Source organism: Pseudomonas sp. TE4620, assembly GCF_056279045.1.
Genome location: NZ_JBWBQO010000001.1, coordinates 5,284,426 through 5,308,799, shown reverse-complemented (window position 1 = coordinate 5,308,799; position 24,374 = coordinate 5,284,426). Strand labels below are relative to the sequence as shown.

Below are 24,374 nucleotides of genomic sequence, written 5' to 3'. Positions count from 1 at the left end.
GGTCAGTAGGCAATGCGAATGTCGGCGAAACCCAACGCCGGGTCGTGCTCGACCTGGGCATCATCGTCGAACAGCAAGCGGTGGATACGCCGCGCCGAGGCCTGGAAATCACTGGCGCCAAGGCTTTGCAGGTTGTACTGGTGGCTGTGGATTTCAGCGCGTACCCGGCCCGGATGGGGCGACAGCAGGAGGATGCGGTTGCCGACCACCAGCGCCTCTTCGATCGAATGGGTAACGAACAACAGGGTGAAGCGCACCTCTTCCCAGAGCAGCAGCAGCTCTTCCTGCATCTTGCGCCGGGTCAAGGCGTCGAGGGCGGCGAAGGGTTCGTCCATCAGCAGGATCTTCGGCTGCATGGCCAGCGCCCGGGCAATCGCCACGCGGGCTTTCATGCCGCCCGACAGGGTATGCGGATAGGCATCGGCGAAACCCGCCAGACCGACCTTTTCCAGGTAGTGCAAGGCGCGCTGCTCAGCCTCCTTGCGCTTGAGCGTGCCCGAGGCGAGCAACGGGAACATCACGTTGTGCTTGACGGTTTTCCACGGCGGCAGCTGGTCGAATTCCTGGAACACCACGATGCGATCCGGGCCCGGGCCCTGCACGGCCTGGCCCTGCAGGCGGATCTGCCCTTCCCGGGGCTCGATGAAGCCGGCCACCGCCTTGAGCAGGGTCGACTTGCCGCAGCCCGAAGGCCCGAGCAGGACAAAGCGGTCGGCTTTGTCCACTTCGAAACTGACCTGGTGGGTAGCCCGCACCACGCGCTGCGTGGTGCGGTATTCAAGGCTTAGGTTATCTACCTGCAGCAGCGGCGGCGTGGCGACGCTGCTCAGCTTGCTGACCGTGTGGCCTGGCAATGGGGTGTTCATCCGGTCAGCTCCCTTGCAGCGGTTTCTCGTCCTGGAAGAAGTAGTCTTTCCAGGATTCGGGTTTGTGCTTGATCGCGCCCACGCGGTAGAGGAATTCGGCCAGCGGGTAGGTGTTTTTCGGCGTCACGCTGAACTCGTACTGCGGGTTGTCGATGATCTTCAGCAACGCCTCGCGGTCGATCTTGGCCTTGGTCACGCGAATGTAGGTGTCAGCTGCGGCTGCCTTGTCGTTCTGGGCAAACTCGGCGGCTTCAGCCAGGGCATCAACAAAGGCCTTGTAGGTCTTGGGGTTGTCGTTGCGGAATTTTTCGGTGGCGAACAGCACGGTCGGCGAGTTCGGGCCGAGCAGGTCGTAGGTGTTGAGCACCACGTGCACGTCCTTGTTGGCCAATACCTGGTCCTGGAACGGCGGGTTGGAGAAGTGCGCGTTGAGCTCGGTGCCGCCGGCCAGCAAGGCCGCAGTGGCATCCGGATGAGGGACGGCCAGGGTGTATTTGTCGAGGCGGTTGTATTCCTTGTCGCCCCACTGCTTGGCGGCGGCGTACTGCAAAAAGCGCGACTGCACCGAGACACCCACCGCCGGCAGGGCGATGCGGTCTTTCTCGCTGAAGTCGGCAATGGTCTTGACCTTGGGATTGCTGCTGACCAGGTAATAAGGGAAGTTACCCAGCGAAGCCACGGCTTTGACGTTCTGCCGGCCCTGGGTGCGGTCCCAGATGGTCAGCAGCGGGCCGACGCCGGCACCGGCGATGTCCACCGAGCCTGAGAGCAAGGCGTCGTTGATCGCAGCGCCGCCCGACAATTGCGTCCAGTCGACCTTGATGTCGATGCCCTGCGCCTTGCCGTGTTTTTCGATCAGGTTCTGATCGCGCACCACGTTGAGCAGCAAGTAAACGATGCCGAACTGCTCGGCAACGCGGATTTCACCTTCGGCCTGGGCCGTGGCCGGCGCCACCAGGCTGCCGGCGAGCAGGCTGGCACCCAGGCCGATACTGGCCGCCAGGCGGCTGATTGATTTGCGCATGCTGTACTCCTCGAAAGATCAGAACGGGGCATCGCCCTGGATGGTGGTGCGGTACAGCTTGCGGCGCAGGTGCGCAGGGCAGCCGCTGGCCAGGTGGATCAACGAGCGGTTGTCCCAGAACACCAGGTCATGGGGCTGCCATTGATGGCGGTAGATGTTCTGCTCGAGCACGCTGTGGGCGTAGAGCTCGGTCAGGATCTGCCGGCTTTCATCGTCGGGCAGGCCAACGATGCGGGTGGTGAAGCCTTCGCTGACAAACAGCGCCTTGCGGCCGTTTTCCGGGTGGGTGCGCACCACCGGGTGAATCACTTCCTGCACCTGCGCCAGTTGCTCGGCAGTCAGGGTCGGGCGCCAGTTGCCTTCGAACTTGGTCTCGCTGTAGCGAGCGGTATAGGAATGCGCGGCGCTGCGGCCTTCAACGGCTTTGCGCAGGGCCTCGGGCAGGCCGTCCCAGGCTTTGTGCATGTCGGCGAACAGGGTGTCGCCGCCTTCGCTGGGCAGCTCCTGGGCGTGCAGCATCGAGCCCAGGCTTGGCAGTTCCTTGTATGACAGGTCCGAGTGCCAGAACTTGCCGGCGTCGCCCAGGCCAATGTTCTGCCCGTTCTCAACGATGTTGGAGACGATGAGGATTTGCGGGTGGCCGCTGAGCAGGAACTGCTTGAGCACGTGGATCTGCAGCTCACCAAAACGGCGGCTGAAGGCGATCTGTTGTTCGGGGCTGATGCGCTGGTCGCGAAACACCAGCACATGGTGGTCGAGATGAGCCCGGTGGATCCGGGTGAAATCTTCGCCGCTGACGGGTTTGCTCAGGTCCAGGCCGATGATCTCGGCGCCGACGGCACCACTGAACGGCAGGATTTCGAAGGCTTGCTGCTGTGCGCTGTCGATGGACGACAAGGCGTTAGAGGCCGCTGACATGATTCACTCCCACGCAGAGCGCGCCCAAAGGTGCGCGCATCGATCAGAAACTCACGGTGTTCCGTGTTGGTTCGGTCGTGCGGCGCGCCGATTGGTCGGCAGGTACGCAGGGGATCGACTATAAAGTCATAAGAGGAAGAATTTAAATATCTTTAGTGCATAAGCATATGGTGAGGTTGCGGGCCTCTTCGCGGGGCAAGCCCGCCCCTACACACCCCTGTAGGAGCGGGCTTGCCCCGCGATGCTGTCAACGCTCGCGCAGCGCTTCGGCCCGGGCGCGGATGATCGGCTTGAGCAGGTAGCTCAGCACGCTCTTCTTGCCGGTGATGATGTCCACCGAAGCGACCATCCCCGGGATGATCAACAGCGGCTTCTCGTCGGTGCCCAGGTGGCTGCGCTCGGTGCGCAGCTTGATCACGTAGAAGGTGTTCTTGTCTTCGTCGGTGATGGTGTCGGCGCCGATCTGTTCGAGCTTGGCCTTGAGGCCGCCGTAGATGGTGAAGTCATAGGCGGTGAACTTGACCATCGCCTCCTGCCCCGGGTGCAGGAAGGCGATGTCTTGCGGGCGGATGCGCGCTTCGACCAGCAGGGTGTCGTCCAGCGGGACGATTTCGACCAGGTCGCTGCCCGGCTGGATTACACCGCCAACGGTGTTGACCAGCAGCTGCTTGACGATACCGCGCACCGGCGAGGTCACCAGGGTCCGGTTGACCCGGTCGTCCAGGGCCTTGCCGGTGGCCTGGGCCTTGCTCAGGTCGGTGCGCGCCTCGTTAAGCTGGGTCAGGGCTTCGCTGCGGAACTTGCCGCGGGTCTCGTCGATCTTGCGCTCGACTTCCTTGATCGCCGATTCGGCCCGCGGGATCGCCAGCGAGGTGGCATCCAGCTGGCCGCGGTTTTCAACCTCGGCACGCTTGAGGCGCAGCACTTCAACCTGGGAGATTGCGCCCTGGGCCACCAGCGGCTCGGACATGCTGATCTCCTGGCGCAGCAGCTGCAGGCTGTTGCGGTACTGGCCCTGCTTGGAACTGAACTCGCGCAGCTCTTGCTGGCGCTGTACCAGTTGCTCCTGCAGGCCGCCGATTTCGTCTTGCAGTTGCTGGCGACGGCTCTGGTACAGGGATTCTTCGTTGGCGGCCTGGCTTGGCGCAGCCTTGCGGATTTCTTCGTCGATCTTCAGCGGCCGGTCTTCAACCTCGGCGCTCAGGCGCTCGACGCGCAGGGCCATGGCCAGGCGATCAGCCTCAGTCTCGCCGACATTGGAGACAAAACGGGTGTCGTCCAGGCGCAGCAAGGGGTCGCCGACTTCGACGATCTCGCCTTCTTTGGCGTAGATCTGCGCGACGATGCCGCCTTCCAGGTTCTGGATCTTCTGCAGTTTCGACGACGGAATCGCCTTGCCTTCGCCACGGGTAACTTCGTCGATAATGGCGAAGTTGGCCCAGAGCCCGAGGAACAGGAAGAATCCGATTACCCCCCAGATGGTCAGGCGCACGATGCGCGGCGCATCTTCGATCAGCGCCTTGTTGACCTCGGGCAGCGGCTGGCCGCTGAGCGATTCGGAACCTTTGAAATACCTGCGCAGGCTGTCCTTGATCTGGCCCATATCCATCTTAAGCAACACTGATCTGCCCCTTCTTCAGCGCATCCATGACGGCGGCTTTCGGGCCATCCGCGACTATCTGCCCGCGATCGACAACTATCAGGCGGTCGACCAGTGACAACAGCGAAGCCCGGTGCGTCACCAGGACCACGGTCTTGTTCTCGATAACCGCTTGCAGGCGTTGCTTGAGGCGTTCTTCACCGGTGTTGTCCATGGCGCTGGTCGGTTCGTCGAGCAGCAGGATCTGCGGGTTGAGCAACAAGGCGCGGCCCAGGGCAACGTTCTGCCGCTGGCCACCGGAAAGATTCTGGCCACGCTCGCCGACCTGCAGCTCGTAACCTTGCGGGTGCAGCCGGGCGAATTCGTGAACCCCGGACAGCTCGGCCGCCTGCAGGACCATTTCGTCCTCGACATAGCGCGCACCGCTGACCAGGTTGTCGCGCAGGGTACCGGCCAGCAGTTGGATGTCCTGGGGCACGTAGCCGATGTTGTGGCGCAACTCGCTGACGTCGATCTGGCGGATGTCGACGCCATCGACCAGCAACGAGCCGGCATCGGCTTCATAGAGGCCGACGATGAGTTTGGCCAGCGAGCTCTTGCCCGAGCCGCTGCGACCGATGATGCCGATTTTCTCGCCGGGGCGGATCGACACATTGACGCCCTTGAGCGCCAGGTTCTGCTGGTTGGGATAAGTGAAATCGACGCCGCGAAACTCGATGGCGCCCTGCAGTACCTGACGGCTCAGCGGGCGCTCTTCGAAGTTGCGCTCTTGCGGCAGCTCCATCATCTGGTCGGTGGAGACCATGGTCACCTTGGCTTGCTGGTAACGGGTCAGCAAACCGGAAAGCTGGCCCAGCGGGCCGAGGGCCCGGCCACTGAGCATGTAGCAAGCGATCAGGCCGCCCATGCTCAGATTGCCGGCCATGATCTGGTAGACGCCAGCACAAATCAGCGCCACGCCGGCCAGTTGCTGGATCAGCAGGGTAATGTTCATCGCCAGGCCCGAGAGCACCTTGACCCGCAGCTCGAGGCGGCTGAGGGTGCCGATGGTCTGCTCCCACATGTACTGGCGTTCGCTTTCGGCGTTGTTGACCTTGACCGCATCGAGCCCGGCGAGGGTTTCGATCAGGCTCGACTGGCGCTCGGAGGCCAGGGCCATGGTCCGCTCCAGGGTCGCCACCAGCGGCTTTTGCAGGGCGTAGCCGATACCCAGGGCCAGCGGGAAGGCGATGATCGGAATCCACACCAGGTGCCCGCCAATGATGGCGATCACCAGCAGGATCAACAGGGTGAACGGCAGGTCGATGAGGCTGGTCAGGGTCAGCGAGGCAAGAAAATCGCGCAGGCCCTGGAATTCATGAATGTTCTGGGCAAAGCTGCCGACCCGTGCCGGCCGGTACTTCATGGCCATGCCGACGATGCGTTCGAACAGCGTCGCCGAGATGATCAGGTCGGTCTTCTTCCCGGCCAGGTCCAGGCACAAACTGCGCAGGCCCTTGAGAATCAGATCGAAGATGTAGGCACCGGAAATCCCCAGGGCCAGGACCCACAGGGTCGAGGTGGCCTGGTTGGGCACCACGCGGTCGTAGACGTTCATCACGAACAGCGGCGCGGCCAGGGCGATCAGGTTGATCACCAGGCTTGCGGCGATGGCGTCGATGTACAGCCAGCGGCTGCGCTTGAGGGTGTCACGGAACCACGAACGCGCACGCGGAATCAGGTTGCCGTGGTTGACGTCGAACTTGTGCTGCGGCTGGGCGAAGAACACCCGGCCACTGTAGTCGCTCAGCAACGCTTCGCGGCTGACGTGCACCTCGCCGCCGTCGCTCTCGCTGAGCAACAGGCGCGCGGTGTCCTCATTCTCCCAACCGAGCAACACCGTGCTGCGACCGTCCTTGAGCAGGAGCATCGCCGGCATGGCGATGCTCGGGATCTGCTCCAGCTTGCGTTGCAGCAAGCGCCCCTGCAGGCCGGCACGGGCCGCCGCACGCGGCAGCAGCTCCGGGCTCAGGCGCTGGGCCGGCAACGGCAGGCCGGTGGTCAGCATGGCCCGGCTGGCGGGCTTCTGGTGCAGCACGCAGAGAGACAGCAGGCTGTCCAGCAACGGATCGTCGTGCTGACTGCGTGGATCATGGCTGAGCTGGACTCGACTGACTTCTGATTCCACGCGGGCTCTCTTAACGGTTGCGGTTGGCTATAACAGTGAACCTCAGTTCATGCCTGGCAGGTTCACTTTCGGTTTAAGGTCGTTCTGCACCACGGAGGCCATCGGTGCGACAACACCCTGGCTCTTGAGCAGTTGACCAATGGTCGCTTTGATTCGGTACTGAGTAAACACTTGACTGTTCTTCACTTCAGCCAGACGGCGCTGGGCAGTGAAGAGTTCATTCTCGCTGTCGAGCAAGTCTAGCAAGGTACGTTCGCCCAGGCTGAACTGCTTCTGGTAGGCGCTGCGCACACTGTTGCTGTGATCGACGTATTGCTGGGCGATCGGCACCTGCGCATTGGCGTTGTCCATAGCGTTCCATGCCAGGCCGAGCTCCTCATTGAGCTGGCGCAAGGCATTGTTGCGAATGTCCAGCGCCTGGTTGGTCAGGTACGACTTCGATTCCAGGTCGGCCTTGTTGCTGCCGCCGGCATACAAGTTGAAACTCATACGCAGCATAGCCTGCCATTCGTTGTTGTGGCCGTTCATGCCATCCAGATCGTTATCGGCCGTCCGTCCGAGTTCTGCATCAAAACGCGGATAGAAAGTAGACTTTGCAGCCTCGTATTGCTTCTCCGCCGCGGCGATATCGGACTCTGCCGAACGCAGGATCGGGCTGCTCTCGACCATCTGCTGACGGGCTTCGTCGAGGTTGGCCGGCAACAGGTCGACAAACGGCGCAGGGCTGCTTAACTCGTCCGGCAACTGACCGACCACGCTCAGGTAGTTGGTCTTGGCATCGGCCAGGTTGGTCTGCTCGGTGATCAGGTTGTTGCGGGCCTGGGCCAGGCGCGCTTCGGCCTGGTCAAGGTCGGCCAGGCGGCCGACACCACGGGCAGTGCGCAGCTTGATCTGGTCATAGATGCGTTCGTGGCTGCGCAGGTTGTCTTCTGCCAGGCGGACCATCTCGCGACGGGTCAGGACGTCCAGGTAAACCTGGGCAACGGTCAACGCGGTGCGCTCGGAGGCGCCCAGCAGCGAGTAGGCGCGGGAGTTGACGGTGGCTTGCTGACGGCCAACTTCACTCGAGGTGGCAAAACCGTCGAAGACCATCTGCCGCAGGCGCACGCTCGACTCACCACGGTTGAGGGTTTCCCAGCGGTTGCCGGTGCTCGGGCTGTCGGTACCTTCACGGCCATAACCGGCGAGCACATCGACACGTGGCAGGTAACCACCCTTGGCGGCGCGCAGTTGGTAATCGGCAGCGATTCGGCTGTTGACCCCGGCCTGGATTTCCGGGTGTACCTCGAGGGCTTTCTGCATGGCCTCTGGCAGGCTCTGTGCTTGAACGAAACTGGTGGCGAGGACGAAAGGAAGAGCAGTGAACAGTGACGCGCGCATTTAACTTTTTTCCCAGGGACGTCTTGTCCCAAATCACAGCAGAAATCGTTGCTGCATTAGAAAATGGCAACCGGAATGACCTTATGTCGGAAACTTCCGAAGGGGTACTTGGTTCGTACGGAGGAAGAGTGGCAGCCGCTCAAATATCAATGTGACATTACGGTGCTGATTGTTTAGGATGGCAGCAGGAAGGTCAATACTTTGGCATAAACTTAATAGCCAACAGTTATCGACAATATATTGACGTCAAAAGCACCAAACATACTATTGAAACATTCCATCAGAAAGCGGCAATTCAGCGCCGGCTGGCATGGAAGCCAAATTGAACGGGTAGCCCGGAGAGTCCAATGAGCAGTGTTGTTGCCATCGTCAAAAGCATTGTTGGCCAAGTAATCGCCGTATCCCCAGAAGGGATTCAACGTGTACTCATCGAAGGTGACCGCCTGTTCGCTGGCGAGCAGGTGCTCACTGGCCTGGCCGGCGCCGTCACCCTGGAACTGGCCGACGGCCGCACCCTGGATCTGGGCCGTGACACCCAGTGGAGTGCCGAGGCCCCGGACAGCAGCACTGACCTGGCGGCAGCAACCGCCCAGGCTGCGCCTTCGGTCGAAGAGCTGCAGCAGGCCATCGCCGCCGGCGCTGACCCGACCACCGAACTCGAAGCCACCGCAGCAGGCCCGTCGGCCGCCGGTAGCGGCGGCGCGGCCGGTGGTGGCCATAGCTTCGTCATGCTCGACGCCACGGCAGGCTCGGTCGACCCGACCATTGGCTTCCCAACCGGCCCGATCGGCTTTGTCACCGGCGCTGCGACCCAGGAACTGGGCGGCCTGGACGATGCCAACAACCCCAACACCACCACGCCTACACGCGAATCCGGCCTGAGCCTGAGTGCCACGCCGTCGATCACCGAGGCGGGTGGCGTAATCATCTACACCGCCACCCTGGGCCAGCCACCGCTGACCGACCTGACCGTGACCCTGTCCAACGGCCAGGTCATCGTCATCAGCGCCGGGCAGACCAGCGGCAGCGTCAGCGTGACCATCCCGCCGAACGACACCGTGTACCTGGACGGCAGTGAGATCTCCGCGACCATCACCGGCACCACCGGCGGCGCGGGCCTGATCATCACCCCGGACACCACCCCGGCAGTGACCCAGATCACCGACACCATCGACACCACCACGGTCAGCCTGACGGCCAACCCGAGTGTCACCGAAGGCGGCGTGATCACCTACACCGCCACCCTGACCAACCCGGCGCAGACGCCGGTGACCGTCACCCTGTCCAACGGCAGCACCATCACCATCGGCGCCGGCCAGACCACCGGCACCGTTGATGTGCAGACGCCGCCGAACGACGTCTACAACAACGGCAGCAGCGTCAGCACCACCATCACTGGCGCCACTGGTGGCAACTTCGAGAACCTGGTACCGAACCCGAACCCGGCGGTCACCACCATCACCGACTCGATCGATGACACCGGCCTGAGCCTGAACGCCACCGGCAGCGTCGCCGAAGGCGGCTCGATCATCTACACCGCGACCCTGACCAACCCGGCCGGCACCCCGGTGACCGTGACCCTGAGCAACGGCGCGGTGATCACCATCGCCGCCGGCCAGACCGAAGGCAGCGTCACCGTGCCGGCGCCGAGCGATGACGTGTATGTCGATGCCGGCAACGTCAGCGTCAGCATCGACAAGGTCGATGGCGGCAACTTCGAAAACCTGGTGGTCAGCAACCAGCCGGCGGTCACCGAAGTTACCGACACCATCGATACTTCGACTGTCACCCTGACCGCGAACAGCAGTGTTGCTGAAGGCGGCGTGGTCACTTACACCGCTTCGGTTACTGCGCCGGTGACTGGCTCTGCGCTGGTTATTACTCTGGCCAATGGTCAGCAGATCACTATTCCTGTTGGTCAGAGCACTGGCTCGGTTGAGTTTGTTGCGCCGAACAACGTGCACACTACCAATCCGGACCTGACCAACAGCATCACTGGCACCACCGGCGGCAACTACGAGAAGCTGGACACTGCCGGTAATCCGGTGACTACCGTTACTGATGGTCCAGGTACTGACGACACTACCGGTCTTAAGCTGACCGCTACCGGCTCGGTTGCTGAAGGTGGTTCGATTGTTTATACCGCCACGCTGACCAACCCGGCTGGCACCGAAATGAAGGTGACCCTGAGCAATGGTGAAGTGATCACCATTGCTGCGGGGCAGACTGAAGGCAGCATTACCGTTGCTGCGCCTGCCGATGATGTCTACATCGACGCCGGTGAAGTCAGCGTCACTGTTACCGGCACCACTGGCGGCGACTTCGAAAAAGTTGCTGTAGATGGCACTCCGGCTGTAACGCAAGTTACTGACACCATTGATACTTCGACTGTCACTTTGACAGCGAACAGCAGTGTTGCTGAAGGCGGCGTAGTTACTTACACCGCTTCGGTGACTGCGCCGGTTACCGGTTCTGCGCTGGTTATTACTTTGGCCAATGGTCAGCAGATCACTATTCCTGTTGGTCAGAGCACTGGTTCGGTTGAGTTTGTTGCGCCGAACAACGTGCACACCACCAACCCGGACCTGACCAACAGCATCACCGGCACCACCGGCGGTAACTACGAGAAGCTGGACACTGCGGGCAACCCAGTGACCACCGTTACCGACGGTCCAGGTACTGACGACACTACCGGCCTGAAGCTGACCGCCACCGGCTCCGTCGCTGAAGGCGGCGAGATCGTCTACACCGCCACGCTGACCAACCCGGCTGGCACCGAAATGAAAGTCACCCTGAGCAACGGTGAAGTCATCACCATTGCCAAAGGCCAGACCGAAGGCAGCATTACCCTGCCGGCGCCGGCGGATGACGTGTACGTCGATGCCGGTGAAGTTAGCGTGACCATCACTGGCACCATTGGCGGCGATTTCGAGAAAGTCGAAGTCGACCCGGCTGCTGCCGTGACCGAAGTCACCGACACCATCGACACTTCGACCGTCACCCTGACCGCTACCCCAAGCGTCACTGAAGGCGGTGTCGTCACCTACACCGCTTCGGTTACTGCGCCAGTGACTGGCTCTGCGCTGGTTATTACTTTGGCCAATGGTCAGCAGATCACTATTCCTGTTGGTCAGAGCACTGGTTCGGTTGAGTTTGTTGCGCCGAACAACGTGCACACCACCAACCCGGACCTGACCAACAGCATCACCGGCACCACCGGCGGTAACTACGAGAAGCTGGACACTGCGGGCAACCCAGTGACCACCGTTACCGACGGTCCAGGTACTGACGACACTACCGGCCTGAAGCTGACCGCCACCGGCTCCGTCGCTGAAGGCGGCGAGATCGTCTACACCGCCACGCTGACCAACCCGGCTGGCACCGAAATGAAGGTCACTCTGAGCAACGGTGAAGTCATCACCATCGCCAAGGGCCAGACCGAAGGCAGCATCACTGTTCCGGCTCCTGAAGACGACGTGTACGTCGATGCTGGCGAAGTCAGCGTGACCATCACTGGCACCACTGGCGGCGATTTCGAGAAAGTCGAAGTCGACCCGGCTGCTGCCGTGACCGAAGTCACCGACACCATCGACACCAGCACCGTCACCCTGACCGCGACTCCAAGCGTCACCGAAGGCGGTGTCGTCACCTACACCGCTTCGGTTACTGCGCCAGTAACTGGTTCGAACCTGGTGATCACTCTGGCCAACGGTCAGCAAATCACCATCCCGGTCGGCCAAAGCTCGGGCACCGTGGACTTCGTTGCACCGAACAACGTGCACACCACCAACCCGGATCTGACCAACAGCATCACCGGCACCACCGGCGGTAACTACGAGAAGCTGGATACCGCTGGTAATCCGGTAACTACCGTTACTGATGGCCCAGGCACCGATGACACTACCGGTCTGAAACTCACCGCGACTGGCTCGGTTGAAGAAGGTGGTTCGATTGTTTACACCGCCACGCTGACCAACCCGGCGGGCACCGAAATGAAGGTCACCCTGAGCAATGGTGAAGTCATCACCATCGCCAAGGGCCAGACCGAAGGCAGCATCACCCTTCCGGCGCCGGCTGATGACGTGTACGTCGATGCCGGTGAAGTCAGCGTTACTGTGACTGGCACTACCGGTGGCGACTTCGAGAAGCTGGCTGTGGATAACACTCCAGCCGTGACCGAAGTCACCGACACCATCGATACTTCGACCGTCACTCTGACCGCGACTCCGAGCGTGACCGAAGGCGGCGTTGTCACCTATACCGCTTCGGTCACTGCGCCAGTGACCGGCTCTGCGTTGGTGATCAACCTGGCCAACGGCCAACAGATCACCATCCCAGTCGGCCAAAGCTCCGGCACCGTGGACTTCGTTGCACCAAACAACGTGCACACCACCAACCCGGATCTGACCAACAGCATCACCGGCACTTCGGGCGGTAACTACGAGAAGCTGGACACTGCAGGTAATCCGGTGACCACCGTTACTGATGGTCCAGGTACTGATGACACCACCGGTCTCAAGCTGACCGCGACGGGTTCGGTTGAAGAAGGTGGTTCGATTGTTTACACCGCCACCCTGACCAACCCAGCCGGCACCGAGATGAAAGTCACCCTGAGCAATGGTGAAGTCATCACCATTGCTGCGGGTCAGACTGAAGGCAGCATCACTGTTCCAGCTCCAGAAGACGACGTGTACGTCGATGCTGGCGAAGTCAGCGTGACCGTGACCGGTACCACCGGTGGCGACTTCGAGAAGCTGGCTGTGGATAACACCCCTGCTGTCACCGAAGTCACCGACACTATCGATACGTCGACCGTCACCCTGACTGCGACTCCGAGCGTGACTGAAGGCGGCGTTGTCACCTACACCGCTTCGGTTACTGCGCCAGTGACTGGCTCCGCGCTGGTGATCAACCTGGCCAACGGTCAGCAAATCACCATTCCAGTCGGCCAGAGCAGCGGCACCGTGGACTTCGTTGCACCGAACAACGTGCACACCACCAACCCGGATCTGACCAACAGCATCACCGGCACCACCGGTGGTAACTACGAGAAGCTGGACACGGCGGGCAACCCGGTGACCACCGTTACTGATGGTCCAGGTACCGATGACACTACCGGTCTCAAGCTGACTGCGACTGGTTCGGTTGAAGAAGGTGGTTCGATTGTTTACACCGCCACGCTGACCAACCCGGCGGGCACCGAAATGAAGGTCACCCTGAGCAATGGTGAAGTCATCACCATCGCCAAGGGCCAGACCGAAGGCAGCATCACCCTGCCGGCGCCGGCTGATGACGTGTACGTCGATGCCGGTGAAGTCAGCGTTACTGTGACTGGCACTACCGGTGGTGACTTCGAGAAGCTGGCTGTGGATAACACTCCAGCCGTCACCGAAGTGACTGACACCATCGATACTTCGACTGTCACTCTGACCGCTACCCCAAGCGTCACCGAAGGCGGTGTCGTCACCTATACCGCTTCGGTCACTGCGCCAGTGACCGGCTCTGCGTTGGTGATCAACCTGGCCAACGGCCAACAGATCACTATCCCTGTGGGTTCCAGCTCGGGCACCGTGGACTTCGTTGCACCGAACAACGTGCACACTACCAACCCGGACCTGACTAACAGCATCACCGGTACCACCGGAGGTAACTACGAGAAACTGGACACTGCGGGCAACCCGGTGACCACCGTTACTGATGGTCCAGGTACCGATGACACTACCGGTCTCAAGCTGACTGCGACTAGCTCGGTTGAAGAAGGTGGTTCGATTGTTTACACCGCCACACTGACCAACCCAGCCGGCACCGAGATGAAGGTGACCCTGAGCAATGGTGAAGTCATCACCATCGCCAAAGGCCAGACCGAAGGCAGCATCACCCTGCCGGCGCCGGCGGATGACGTGTACATCGACGCCGGTGAAGTCAGTGTCACTGTGACCGGTACCACCGGTGGCGACTTCGAGAAGCTGGCTGTGGATAACACTCCAGCCGTGACCGAAGTCACCGACACCATCGATACTTCGACCGTCACTCTGACCGCGACTCCGAGCGTGACCGAAGGCGGCGTTGTCACCTACACTGCTTCCGTTACTGCGCCAGTGACCGGTTCTGCGCTGGTCATCAACCTGGCCAACGGCCAACAGATCACCATCCCGGTCGGCTCCAGCTCGGGTACCGTGGACTTCGTTGCACCGAACAACGTGCACACCACCAACCCGGATCTGACCAACAGCATCACCGGTACCACCGGTGGTAACTACGAGAAGCTGGATACAGCCGGCAACCCGGTGACCACCGTTACCGACGGACCTGGCACCGATGACACTACCGGCCTGAAGCTGACCGCCACCGGCTCCGTCGCTGAAGGCGGCGACATCATCTACACCGCTACGCTGACCAATCCAGCTGGCACCGAGATGAAAGTCACCCTGAGCAATGGTGAAGTCATCACCATCGCCAAGGGCCAGACCGAAGGCAGCATCACCCTGCCGGCGCCGGCTGATGACGTGTACGTCGATGCCGGTGAAGTCAGCGTTACTGTGACTGGCACTACCGGTGGTGACTTCGAGAAACTGGCTGTGGATAACACTCCAGCCGTCACCGAAGTGACTGACACCATCGACACCAGCACCGTCACTCTGACCGCTACTCCAAGCGTTACCGAAGGCGGCGTGGTTACCTATACCGCCTCGGTTACTGCTCCAGTGACCGGTTCTGCGTTGGTCATCAACCTGGCCAACGGCCAACAGATCACCATCCCTGTGGGTTCCAGCTCGGGCACCGTGGACTTCGTTGCACCGAACAACGTGCACACCACCAACCCGGACCTGACTAACAGCATCACCGGTACCACCGGAGGTAACTACGAGAAACTGGACACTGCGGGCAACCCGGTGACCACCGTTACTGATGGTCCAGGTACCGATGACACTACCGGTCTCAAGCTGACTGCGACTAGCTCGGTTGAAGAAGGTGGTTCGATTGTTTACACCGCCACCCTGACCAACCCAGCCGGCACCGAGATGAAAGTCACCCTGAGCAATGGTGAAGTCATCACCATCGCCAAGGGCCAGACCGAAGGCAGCATTACCCTGCCTGCGCCGGCGGATGACGTGTACGTCGATGCCGGTGAAGTTAGCGTGACCATCACTGGCACCATTGGCGGCGATTTCGAGAAAGTCGAAGTCGACCCGGCTGCTGCCGTGACCGAAGTCACCGACACCATCGACACTTCGACCGTCACCCTGACCGCTACCCCAAGCGTCACTGAAGGCGGTGTCGTCACCTATACCGCTTCGGTCACTGCGCCAGTGACCGGCTCTGCGTTGGTCATCAACCTGGCCAACGGCCAACAGATCACTATCCCGGTCGGCCAAAGCTCCGGCACCGTGGACTTCGTTGCACCAAACAACGTGCACACCACCAATCCGGACCTGACCAACAGCATCACCAGCACCACCGGTGGTAATTACGAGAAGCTGGACACTGCGGGCAACCCAGTGACCACCGTCACCGACGGTCCAGGCACCGATGACACTACTGGTCTGAAACTCACCGCGACTGGCTCGGTTGAAGAGGGTGGTTCGATTGTTTACACCGCCACCCTGACCAATCCGGCTGGCACCGAAATGAAGGTCACCCTGAGCAATGGTGAAGTCATCACCATCGCCAAAGGCCAGACCGAAGGCAGCATCACCCTGCCGGCGCCGGAAGACGACGTGTACGTCGATGCGGGCGAAGTCAGCGTCACTGTCACTGGTACTACCGGCGGCGACTTCGAGAAACTGGCTGTGGATAACACCCCGGCCGTAACCGAAGTGACTGACACCATCGATACGTCGACTGTCACCCTGACTGCGACGCCAAGCGTTACCGAAGGCGGCGTGGTTACCTATACCGCCTCGGTTACTGCTCCAGTGACCGGTTCTGCGTTGGTCATCAACCTGGCCAACGGCCAACAGATCACCATCCCTGTGGGTTCCAGCTCGGGCACCGTGGACTTCGTTGCACCGAACAACGTGCACACTACCAACCCGGACCTGACTAACAGCATCACCGGTACCACCGGAGGTAACTACGAGAAACTGGACACTGCGGGCAACCCGGTGACCACCGTTACTGATGGTCCAGGTACCGATGACACTACCGGTCTCAAGCTGACTGCGACTAGCTCGGTTGAAGAAGGTGGTTCGATTGTTTACACCGCCACCCTGACCAACCCAGCCGGCACCGAGATGAAAGTCACCCTGAGCAATGGTGAAGTCATCACCATTGCTGCGGGTCAGACTGAAGGCAGCATCACTGTTCCAGCTCCAGAAGACGACGTGTACGTCGATGCTGGCGAAGTCAGCGTGACCGTGACCGGTACCACCGGTGGCGACTTCGAGAAGCTGGCTGTGGATAACACCCCTGCTGTCACCGAAGTCACCGACACTATCGATACGTCGACCGTCACCCTGACTGCGACTCCGAGCGTGACTGAAGGCGGCGTTGTCACCTACACCGCTTCGGTTACTGCGCCAGTGACTGGCTCCGCGCTGGTGATCAACCTGGCCAACGGTCAGCAAATCACCATTCCAGTCGGCCAGAGCAGCGGCACCGTGGACTTCGTTGCACCGAACAACGTGCACACCACCAACCCGGATCTGACCAACAGCATCACCGGCACCACCGGTGGTAACTACGAGAAGCTGGACACGGCGGGCAACCCGGTCACCACCGTCACCGACGGCCCAGGCACCGATGACACTACCGGTCTGAAACTCACCGCGACTGGCTCGGTTGAAGAAGGCGGTTCGATTGTTTACACCGCCACGCTGACCAACCCGGCGGGCACCGAGATGAAAGTCACCCTGAGCAATGGTGAAGTGATCACCATCGCCAAGGGCCAGACCGAAGGCAGCATTACCCTGCCTGCGCCGGCGGATGACGTGTACGTCGATGCCGGTGAAGTTAGCGTGACCATCACTGGCACCATTGGCGGCGATTTCGAGAAAGTCGAAGTCGACCCGGCTGCTGCCGTGACCGAAGTCACCGACACCATCGACACTTCGACCGTCACCCTGACCGCTACCCCAAGCGTCACTGAAGGCGGTGTCGTCACCTATACCGCTTCGGTCACTGCGCCAGTGACCGGCTCTGCGTTGGTGATCAACCTGGCCAACGGCCAACAGATCACTATCCCGGTCGGCCAAAGCTCCGGCACCGTGGACTTCGTTGCACCAAACAACGTGCACACCACCAATCCGGACCTGACCAACAGCATCACCAGCACCACCGGTGGTAATTACGAGAAGCTGGACACTGCGGGCAACCCAGTGACCACCGTCACCGACGGTCCAGGCACCGATGACACTACTGGTCTGAAACTCACCGCGACTGGCTCGGTTGAAGAGGGTGGTTCGATTGTTTACACCGCCACCCTGACCAATCCGGCTGGCACCGAAATGAAGGTCACCCTGAGCAATGGTGAAGTCATCACCATCGCCAAAGGCCAGACCGAAGGCAGCATCACCCTGCCGGCGCCGGAAGACGACGTGTACGTCGATGCGGGCGAAGTCAGCGTCACTGTCACTGGTACTACCGGCGGCGACTTCGAGAAACTGGCTGTGGATAACACCCCTGCTGTCACCGAAGTGACTGACACCATCGATACTTCGACTGTCACCCTGACTGCGACGCCAAGCGTCACCGAAGGTGGCGTGGTCACCTACACCGCTTCGGTTACTGCGCCAGTGACTGGCTCCGCGCTGGTGATCAACCTGGCCAACGGTCAGCAAATCACCATTCCAGTCGGCCAGAGCAGCGGCACCGTGGACTTCGTTGCACCGAACAACGTGCACACCACCAACCCGGACCTGACTAACAGCATCACCGGTACCACTGGTGGTAACTACGAGAAACTGGATACCGCAGGTAATCCGGTGACCACCGTTACTGATGGTCCAGGTACTGATGACACTACCGGTCTCAAGCTGACCGCCACCGGCTCCGTCGCTGAAGGCGGCGACATCGTCTACACCGCTACGCTGACTAACCCAGCGGGCACCGAAATGAAGGTGACCCTGAGCAATGGTGAAGTCATCACCATCGCCAAGGGCCAGACCGAGGGCAGCATTACCCTGCCTGCGCCGGCGGATGACGTGTACGTCGATGCCGGTGAAGTTAGTGTGACCATCACTGGCACTACTGGCGGCGATTTCGAGAAAGTCGAAGTCGATCCGGCTGCCGCTGTAACTGAAGTCACCGATACCATCGACACCAGCACCGTCACCCTGACCGCGACTCCAAGCGTCACCGAAGGCGGCGTGGTTACCTACACCGCTTCGGTTACTGCGCCAGTAACTGGTTCGAACCTGGTGATCACTCTGGCCAACGGTCAGCAAATCACCATCCCGGTCGGCCAAAGCAGCGGCACCGTGGACTTCGTTGCACCAAACAACGTGCACACCACCAACCCGGACCTGACCAACAGCATCACCGGCACCACCGGTGGTAACTACGAGAAACTGGATACCGCTGGTAATCCGGTTACTACCGTTACTGATGGCCCAGGCACTGACGACACCACTGGCCTGAAGCTGACTGCCACCGGCTCCGTCGCTGAAGGCGGCGACATCATCTACACCGCCACGCTGACCAACCCGGCGGGCACCGAGATGAAAGTCACCCTGAGCAACGGTGAAGTGATCACCATTGCTGCGGGTCAGACTGAAGGCAGCATCACTGTTCCAGCTCCAGAAGACGACGTGTACGTCGATGCTGGCGAAGTCAGCGTGACCGTGACCGGTACCACCGGCGGCGACTTCGAGAAGCTGGCTGTGGATAACACCCCAGCCGTCACCGAAGTGACTGACACTATCGATACGTCGACTGTCACTTTGACCGCGACTCCAAGCGTTACCGAAGGCGGCGTGGTTACCTATACCGCCTCGGTTACTGCTCCGGTGACCGGCTCTGCACTGGTGATCAACCTGGCCAACGGTCAGCAAATCACCATCCCTGTAGGTTCCAGCACCGGCACCGTGGACTTCGTTGCACCAAACAACGTGCACACCACCAACCCAGACCTGACCAACAGCATCACCGGCACCACCGGCGGTAACTACGAGAAGCTGGACACTGCGGGCAACCCGGTGACCACCGTCACCGACGGTCCAGGCACCGACGACACCACCAGCCTCAAGCTGACCGCGACTCCAACGGTCAATGAAGGCGGGTCGATCACTTACACCGCGACGCTGACCAATCCGGCCGGCACCGAGATGAAGGTCACCCTGAGCAACGGTGAAGTCATCACCATCGCCAAGGGGCAAACAGAAGGCAAGATCACCATCGATGCCCCAAGCGACGATGTGTACATCGACGCCGATAAGCTGAGCGTGACGGTCACTGGCACCACCGGTGGCGATTTCGAACAGCTGACCGTGAGCAACGTACCGGCAGTGACCAACGTCACTGACACCATCGACACCAGCACCGTGACCCTGACCGCCAGCACCAACAGCGTGGTCGAAGGCGGCGTGGTCACCTACACCGCCAAAGTCAGCGCGCCTGTAACCGGCTCCGACCTGGTCATCAGCCTGGCCAACGGCCAGAAGATCACCATCCCTGTAGGTTCCAGCACCGGCACCGTGGACTACGTTGCGCCAAACAACGTACACACCACCAACCCTGCCCTGACCAACAGCATCACCGGTACCACCGGCGGTAACTACGAGAAGCTCGATAGCGCCGGCAACACCACCGTCACCGTCACCGATGGCCCGGGTACCAAGGACAACACCGGCCTGTCGCTGACGGCTACCGACACCGTGGCAGAAGGCGGCAAGATCACCTACGTGGCCAAGCTGACCAACCCGGCCGGCACCGAAATGAAGGTCACTTTGAGCAACGGTGAAGTCATCACCATCGCCAAGGGCCAGACCGAAGGCAAGATCACCATCGATGCCCCGAGCGACGATGTCTACATCGACGCCGGCAAGCTGAGCGTGACCGTCACCAGCACCACCGGTGGCGATTTCGAACAGCTGACCGTGAGCAACGTACCGGCAGTGACCAACGTCACTGACACCATCGACACCAGCACCGTGACCCTGACCGCCAGCACCAACAGCGTGGTCGAAGGCGGCGTAGTGACCTACACCGCCAAAGTCAGCGCGCCGGTTACCGGCTCCGACCTGGTCATCAGCCTGGCCAACGGCCAGAAGATCACCATCCCTGTAGGTTCCAGCACCGGCACCGTGGACTACGTTGCACCGAACAACGTGCACACCACCAATCCGACCCTGACCAACAGCATCACCGGCACCACCGGTGGCAACTACGAGAAACTGGTCAGCACTGGCAACACCAGCACCACCGTCACCGACGGCCCGGGCACCAAGGACTCCACCAGCCTGATCCTGACCGCGACGCCGACCGTGGCTGAAGGTGGCTCGATCACTTACGTGGCCAAGCTGAGCAACCCGGCGGGCACCGAGATGAAAGTGACCCTGAGCAACGGTGAGACCATCACCATTGCCAAGGGCCAGACCGAGGGCAAGGTAACCATCGCCGCCCCTGGCGATGATGTGTACATCGATGCCGGTAGCGTCAGTGCGAAAATCACTGGCAGCACCGGTGGTGACTTCGAAGAACTGAAGATCGACGGCTCGTCCGCCGTGACCAGCGTCACCGACACCATCGACACCACCAACCTGACCCTGAGCGCCACGCCATCGGTTGCCGAAGGTGGCAACATCATCTACACCGCGACCTTGAGCAACAAGGCGCAGACCGCGGTCACCGTGACCCTGAGCAACGGTGCGACGATCACCATCGAGGCCGGCAAGACCACCGGCACTGCCAGCGTGCCTGCGCCAGCGGATGACGTGTACATCGATGCCGGCAGTGTCAACGCGACCATTACCGGCGCCAGCGGTGGCAACTTCGAAGACCTGGCAATCAGCAAGCAGCCAGCTGTCACCCAGGTGACCGATACCATCGACACCACCACCGTCAGCATCACCGGCACCACCTCGGTGGCCGAAGGTGACTCGGCCAACTACACCCTGACCCTGACCAACAAGGCGCAAACCGATGTGGTCATCAAGCTGACCTATACCGGTACCGCCACCAATGGTGCGGACTACACCGGCGTGGCCACCGTGGTGATCAAGGCCGGTAGCAACACCGGTACCTTCAGCGTGCCGATCATCCGTGACGGCATTGCCGAGAGCGCCGAGAACTTCACCGTGAAGATCGACTCGGCCACTGGCGGCAACTTCGAGAACCTGGCGATCAGCGGCAGCGCTGGCAGTGTCACCACCACCATTGTCAGCAACGAGGCACCGGTTGCCGCGGGCGGCGCCGTGACGGGTACCGAAGACACCGACCTGGTGCTGAGCTGGGCCAACTTCGGCATCACCGATGCCGACACCCCGGCAGCCAACCTGGGCCTGACCATCACCAAACTGCCTGCCGACGGCGTGCTGCAGTACAAAGATGGCAACGTCTGGAAAACCCTGACTGAAGCCGACGCTGGCAAGGTCTTCAGCAAGGCCGACATCGACGCTGGCAAGCTGAAGTTCGTGCCGGATCGCAACGAGTCGGGCATCGATGCCAACGGCGGCACCGGCGTCGGCAACAAAGAAGCCGACTACGCACAGATCAAGTACAAGCCAACCGACGGCCAGGGCCTGGGCAACGAAGCCACCATCAAGGTCGATATCACCCCGGTGGCCGACAAGCCTGACCTGAACATCGGCAGCAACAACGTCAACTCGATTGGCCTGGTCAAAGAGACCTGGAACAGCCTCAACGGCCTGGGCACCAACGGCAACGGCATCACCGGCGATGCGCTGAAAACTGTGTTCGACAACTCGGGCAAGGCCAACAGCAGCTCGCAGGTCACCAACGCCCAGTCGGACGCCAGCGTCGTCGGCGGTTCGGGCTCGAAGACCTCCGGCCTGATCTACCTCGAAGCGGGCAAGACCTACAGCTTCAGCGGTGTCGGCGATGACAGCCTGCTGATCACCATCGGCGGCAAGAATGTGGCCCAGGCGACCTGGGGCGCAGGCGGTGCGATCAGTGGTTCGTTCAAGCCGACCATCAGCGGCTACTACACCCTGGACATCTACCACGCCAACCAGAGCGGCCCGGGCAGCTATGACGTCAACCTGTCGGTCAACGGCAGCACCCCGGTTGACCTGAGCAACGCCAACATCCCGATGTACCCGGGCGTGAACGAGCTGACCAACGCCGGCGTTACCGTTGGCGAGCTGCACGGTGCCAACGGCGAGGGTTACTACCAGGGCTACAAGCTCAATGAAGGCGCCGAGAACGGCACCGTCAAGCTGGTCGGTATCGCCACCAACCTCACCGACACCGATGGCTCGGAAACCCTCAACGTCAAGCTCGGCGGTATTCCGGCAGGCTCGGTGCTCAGCGATGGCGCCGGCCACACTGTCACCGTCGGCAAGGGCGAAGTCGATGTCACCGGCTGGAACCTCAACGGCCTGAGCATCAAGCCGCCAGCCTACTACCAGGGCCAGTTCGATGTGACCGTCACTTCGCGGGCAACCGAGAAGGCCAACGGCAGCACCGACTTCACCCAGGGCACCATCAAGGTCACCGTTTACCCGGATACCTACACCACCAGCAACCTGACGGCCGAGAACGACAGCCGCGAGCTTGGCACCGGCAACGACATCGTCGTCGCCGACGTCAACGGCCTGCACGTGGTACCGGGGCAGGACTACAACCTGGCGTTCATCGTCGATACCTCCGGCAGTATGAAAGCCGCCGGTGTCGACGATGCGCAAAAGTCCCTGCAGTCGGTGTTCGACACCCTGGCCAACAGCGTCAAGGGTGCGCAGTCGGGTACCGTGAACATCCTGCTGGTGGACTTCTCCAGCCAGGTGAACAAGTCAGTCTCGGTCAACCTGTCCGATGCCGGCTCGCTGCAAGCGCTGAAAGATGCGCTCAAGGCCATGTACTCCGACGGCGGCACCAACTATGAGGACGCCTTCAAGACCACGGCCAACTGGTTCCAGACCCTGAAGAATGCCGGCAACACCGGTAGCAACCAGACGTTCTTCATTACCGACGGCCAACCGACCTTCCACCAGGCCAACGAGCAAGGCAACCCGCAGCTGGCCAACTCCGGCTGGACCCTGGACAGCTTCCTCCAGGCGATCAACTACAAGCCTGGCGATACGCTGAACCGCTACCAGCTGGACAGCAACAACCGGGTCAGTATCGACGCCGACGGTAACCTCAATGCCCAGTACAAGTACTACGGCAGCTGGTACACCTCGACCTCGGGCACCATTCGTGCCCAGGGCGACGGCACCTTCGAGCTGTCCAGCCGTTCCGGTTGGGGCAATGGCACCAGCAACGACACCTGGAACAACTCGCTGGACGGCTTCAAGATCCTCAGCGGGCTGTCCAGCGTTGAAGCCATCGGCCTCAACAGTGGCGTCAACGTCAACGACCTCAAGCCGTTCGACAGTGACGGCAAGCCGCAGACCAACATCGACCCGAGCAAGCTGGCCGAGGCGATCCTCGGACACACCGAGGCCACCAAGCCGGGCAACGATACGGTCAGCGGCGGCGACGGCCACGACATCCTGTTCGGCGACCTGGTCAGCTTCGACTCGATCGCCGGCAACGGTGTCGAGGCCATGCAGGCCTACGTGGCCGGCAAGCTGGGCGTAGCCCTGGGTGACGTCGATGGCCGTGTGCTGCACCAGTACATCAGCGAGCACGTCAGCGAGTTCGATGTGTCGCGCAGCAACGATGGCGCCGACATCCTCATCGGTGGCGACGGCAACGACATTCTCTTCGGCCAGGGTGGCAACGACTACCTCGATGGCGGCAAGGGCAATGACATCCTGCTCGGTGGTACCGGCAACGACACACTGCTGGGCGGTGAAGGCAACGACATCCTCATCGGCGGCAAGGGCGATGACATCCTGATCGGTGGCAGCGGTGCCGACACCTTCGTGTGGAAGGCCGGCGACACCGGCAAGGACGTGATCAAGGACTTCAAGGCTGCCGAAGGCGACCGTCTGGACCTGAGCGACCTGCTCCAGGGCGAGAAGGCCAGCACCATCGACAACTACCTGAAGATCACCACGGTCAACGGTGAGTCGACGCTGCAGGTCAGCTCCGAAGGCAAGCTCAATGCCACAGGTGGCCTGGCCAATGCCGATGTGACGATCAAGCTGGAAGGCGTCAACTGGGCCAATACCACGATCAACTCGCTGGTAACCGGTGCCGACCCGACCATCAAGATCGACCACTCCAACAGCTGATCCACGGCCTGCGCCAGCCCTCCCGGGGCTGGCGCGGTGCTGCGGACTTTGCCTGCACCGTATTCACAGCGCATACTCGCTCGCCGGGGCTAGACGCCCGGCCAGCTTGGCCTATGCTGCT

Annotated in this window: 7 protein-coding genes; 1 reads left to right on the top strand and 6 read right to left on the bottom strand. The window is 61.3% G+C overall.

Going from position 1 to position 24,374, the window contains the following annotated elements:
- Positions 1 to 2: 2 nt before the first annotated feature.
- The 6 genes from ACZ9A3_RS24640 to ACZ9A3_RS24615 form a co-directional block, all read right to left on the bottom strand.
- Positions 3 to 866 carry an ABC transporter ATP-binding protein gene (locus ACZ9A3_RS24640; RefSeq protein WP_093377471.1) on the bottom strand — a complete coding sequence of 288 codons (864 nt, stop codon included), beginning with the start codon at positions 864 to 866 and terminating at the stop codon, positions 3 to 5.
- A gap of 4 nt (positions 867 to 870) precedes the next feature.
- The gene (locus ACZ9A3_RS24635; protein WP_045201713.1) at positions 871 to 1,890 is read right to left on the bottom strand and encodes an ABC transporter substrate-binding protein; all 1,020 of its coding nucleotides are present in this window, start codon (positions 1,888 to 1,890) and stop codon (positions 871 to 873) included.
- A gap of 18 nt (positions 1,891 to 1,908) precedes the next feature.
- Complete coding sequence (locus ACZ9A3_RS24630; RefSeq protein ID WP_045201711.1) at positions 1,909 to 2,808, bottom strand: TauD/TfdA dioxygenase family protein; 900 nt, start codon at positions 2,806 to 2,808, stop codon at positions 1,909 to 1,911.
- A 247-nt stretch (positions 2,809 to 3,055) separates the two neighbouring features.
- Positions 3,056 to 4,417, bottom strand: a complete 1,362-nt coding sequence (locus tag ACZ9A3_RS24625) for an HlyD family type I secretion periplasmic adaptor subunit (protein WP_176794307.1) — start codon at positions 4,415 to 4,417, stop codon at positions 3,056 to 3,058.
- Position 4,418: 1 nt separating this feature from the next.
- Positions 4,419 to 6,575 (bottom strand): type I secretion system permease/ATPase, encoded by a 2,157-nt coding sequence (locus ACZ9A3_RS24620; protein WP_045201708.1) that lies wholly within the window; start codon positions 6,573 to 6,575, stop codon positions 4,419 to 4,421.
- Positions 6,576 to 6,617: 42 nt separating this feature from the next.
- Positions 6,618 to 7,955, bottom strand: a complete 1,338-nt coding sequence (locus ACZ9A3_RS24615; protein ID WP_045201706.1) for a TolC family outer membrane protein — start codon at positions 7,953 to 7,955, stop codon at positions 6,618 to 6,620.
- A 347-nt stretch (positions 7,956 to 8,302) separates the two neighbouring features.
- Here ACZ9A3_RS24615 and ACZ9A3_RS24610 point away from each other — a divergent pair, with 347 nt between their 5' ends.
- A complete protein-coding gene (locus ACZ9A3_RS24610) occupies positions 8,303 to 24,253 on the top strand; it encodes a retention module-containing protein (protein WP_476253216.1) in 15,951 nt (5,316 codons plus the stop codon).
- Positions 24,254 to 24,374: the final 121 nt, after the last annotated feature.

Coding starts and splice junctions, on each gene's coding strand:
- ACZ9A3_RS24640 (WP_093377471.1), bottom strand. CDS start 866: ATGAACACCCCATTGCCAGGCCACACGGTCAGCAAGCTGAGCAGCGTC.
- ACZ9A3_RS24635 (WP_045201713.1), bottom strand. CDS start 1,890: ATGCGCAAATCAATCAGCCGCCTGGCGGCCAGTATCGGCCTGGGTGCC.
- ACZ9A3_RS24630 (WP_045201711.1), bottom strand. CDS start 2,808: ATGTCAGCGGCCTCTAACGCCTTGTCGTCCATCGACAGCGCACAGCAG.
- ACZ9A3_RS24625 (WP_176794307.1), bottom strand. CDS start 4,417: ATGGATATGGGCCAGATCAAGGACAGCCTGCGCAGGTATTTCAAAGGT.
- ACZ9A3_RS24615 (WP_045201706.1), bottom strand. CDS start 7,955: ATGCGCGCGTCACTGTTCACTGCTCTTCCTTTCGTCCTCGCCACCAGT.
- ACZ9A3_RS24610 (WP_476253216.1), top strand. CDS start 8,303: ATGAGCAGTGTTGTTGCCATCGTCAAAAGCATTGTTGGCCAAGTAATC.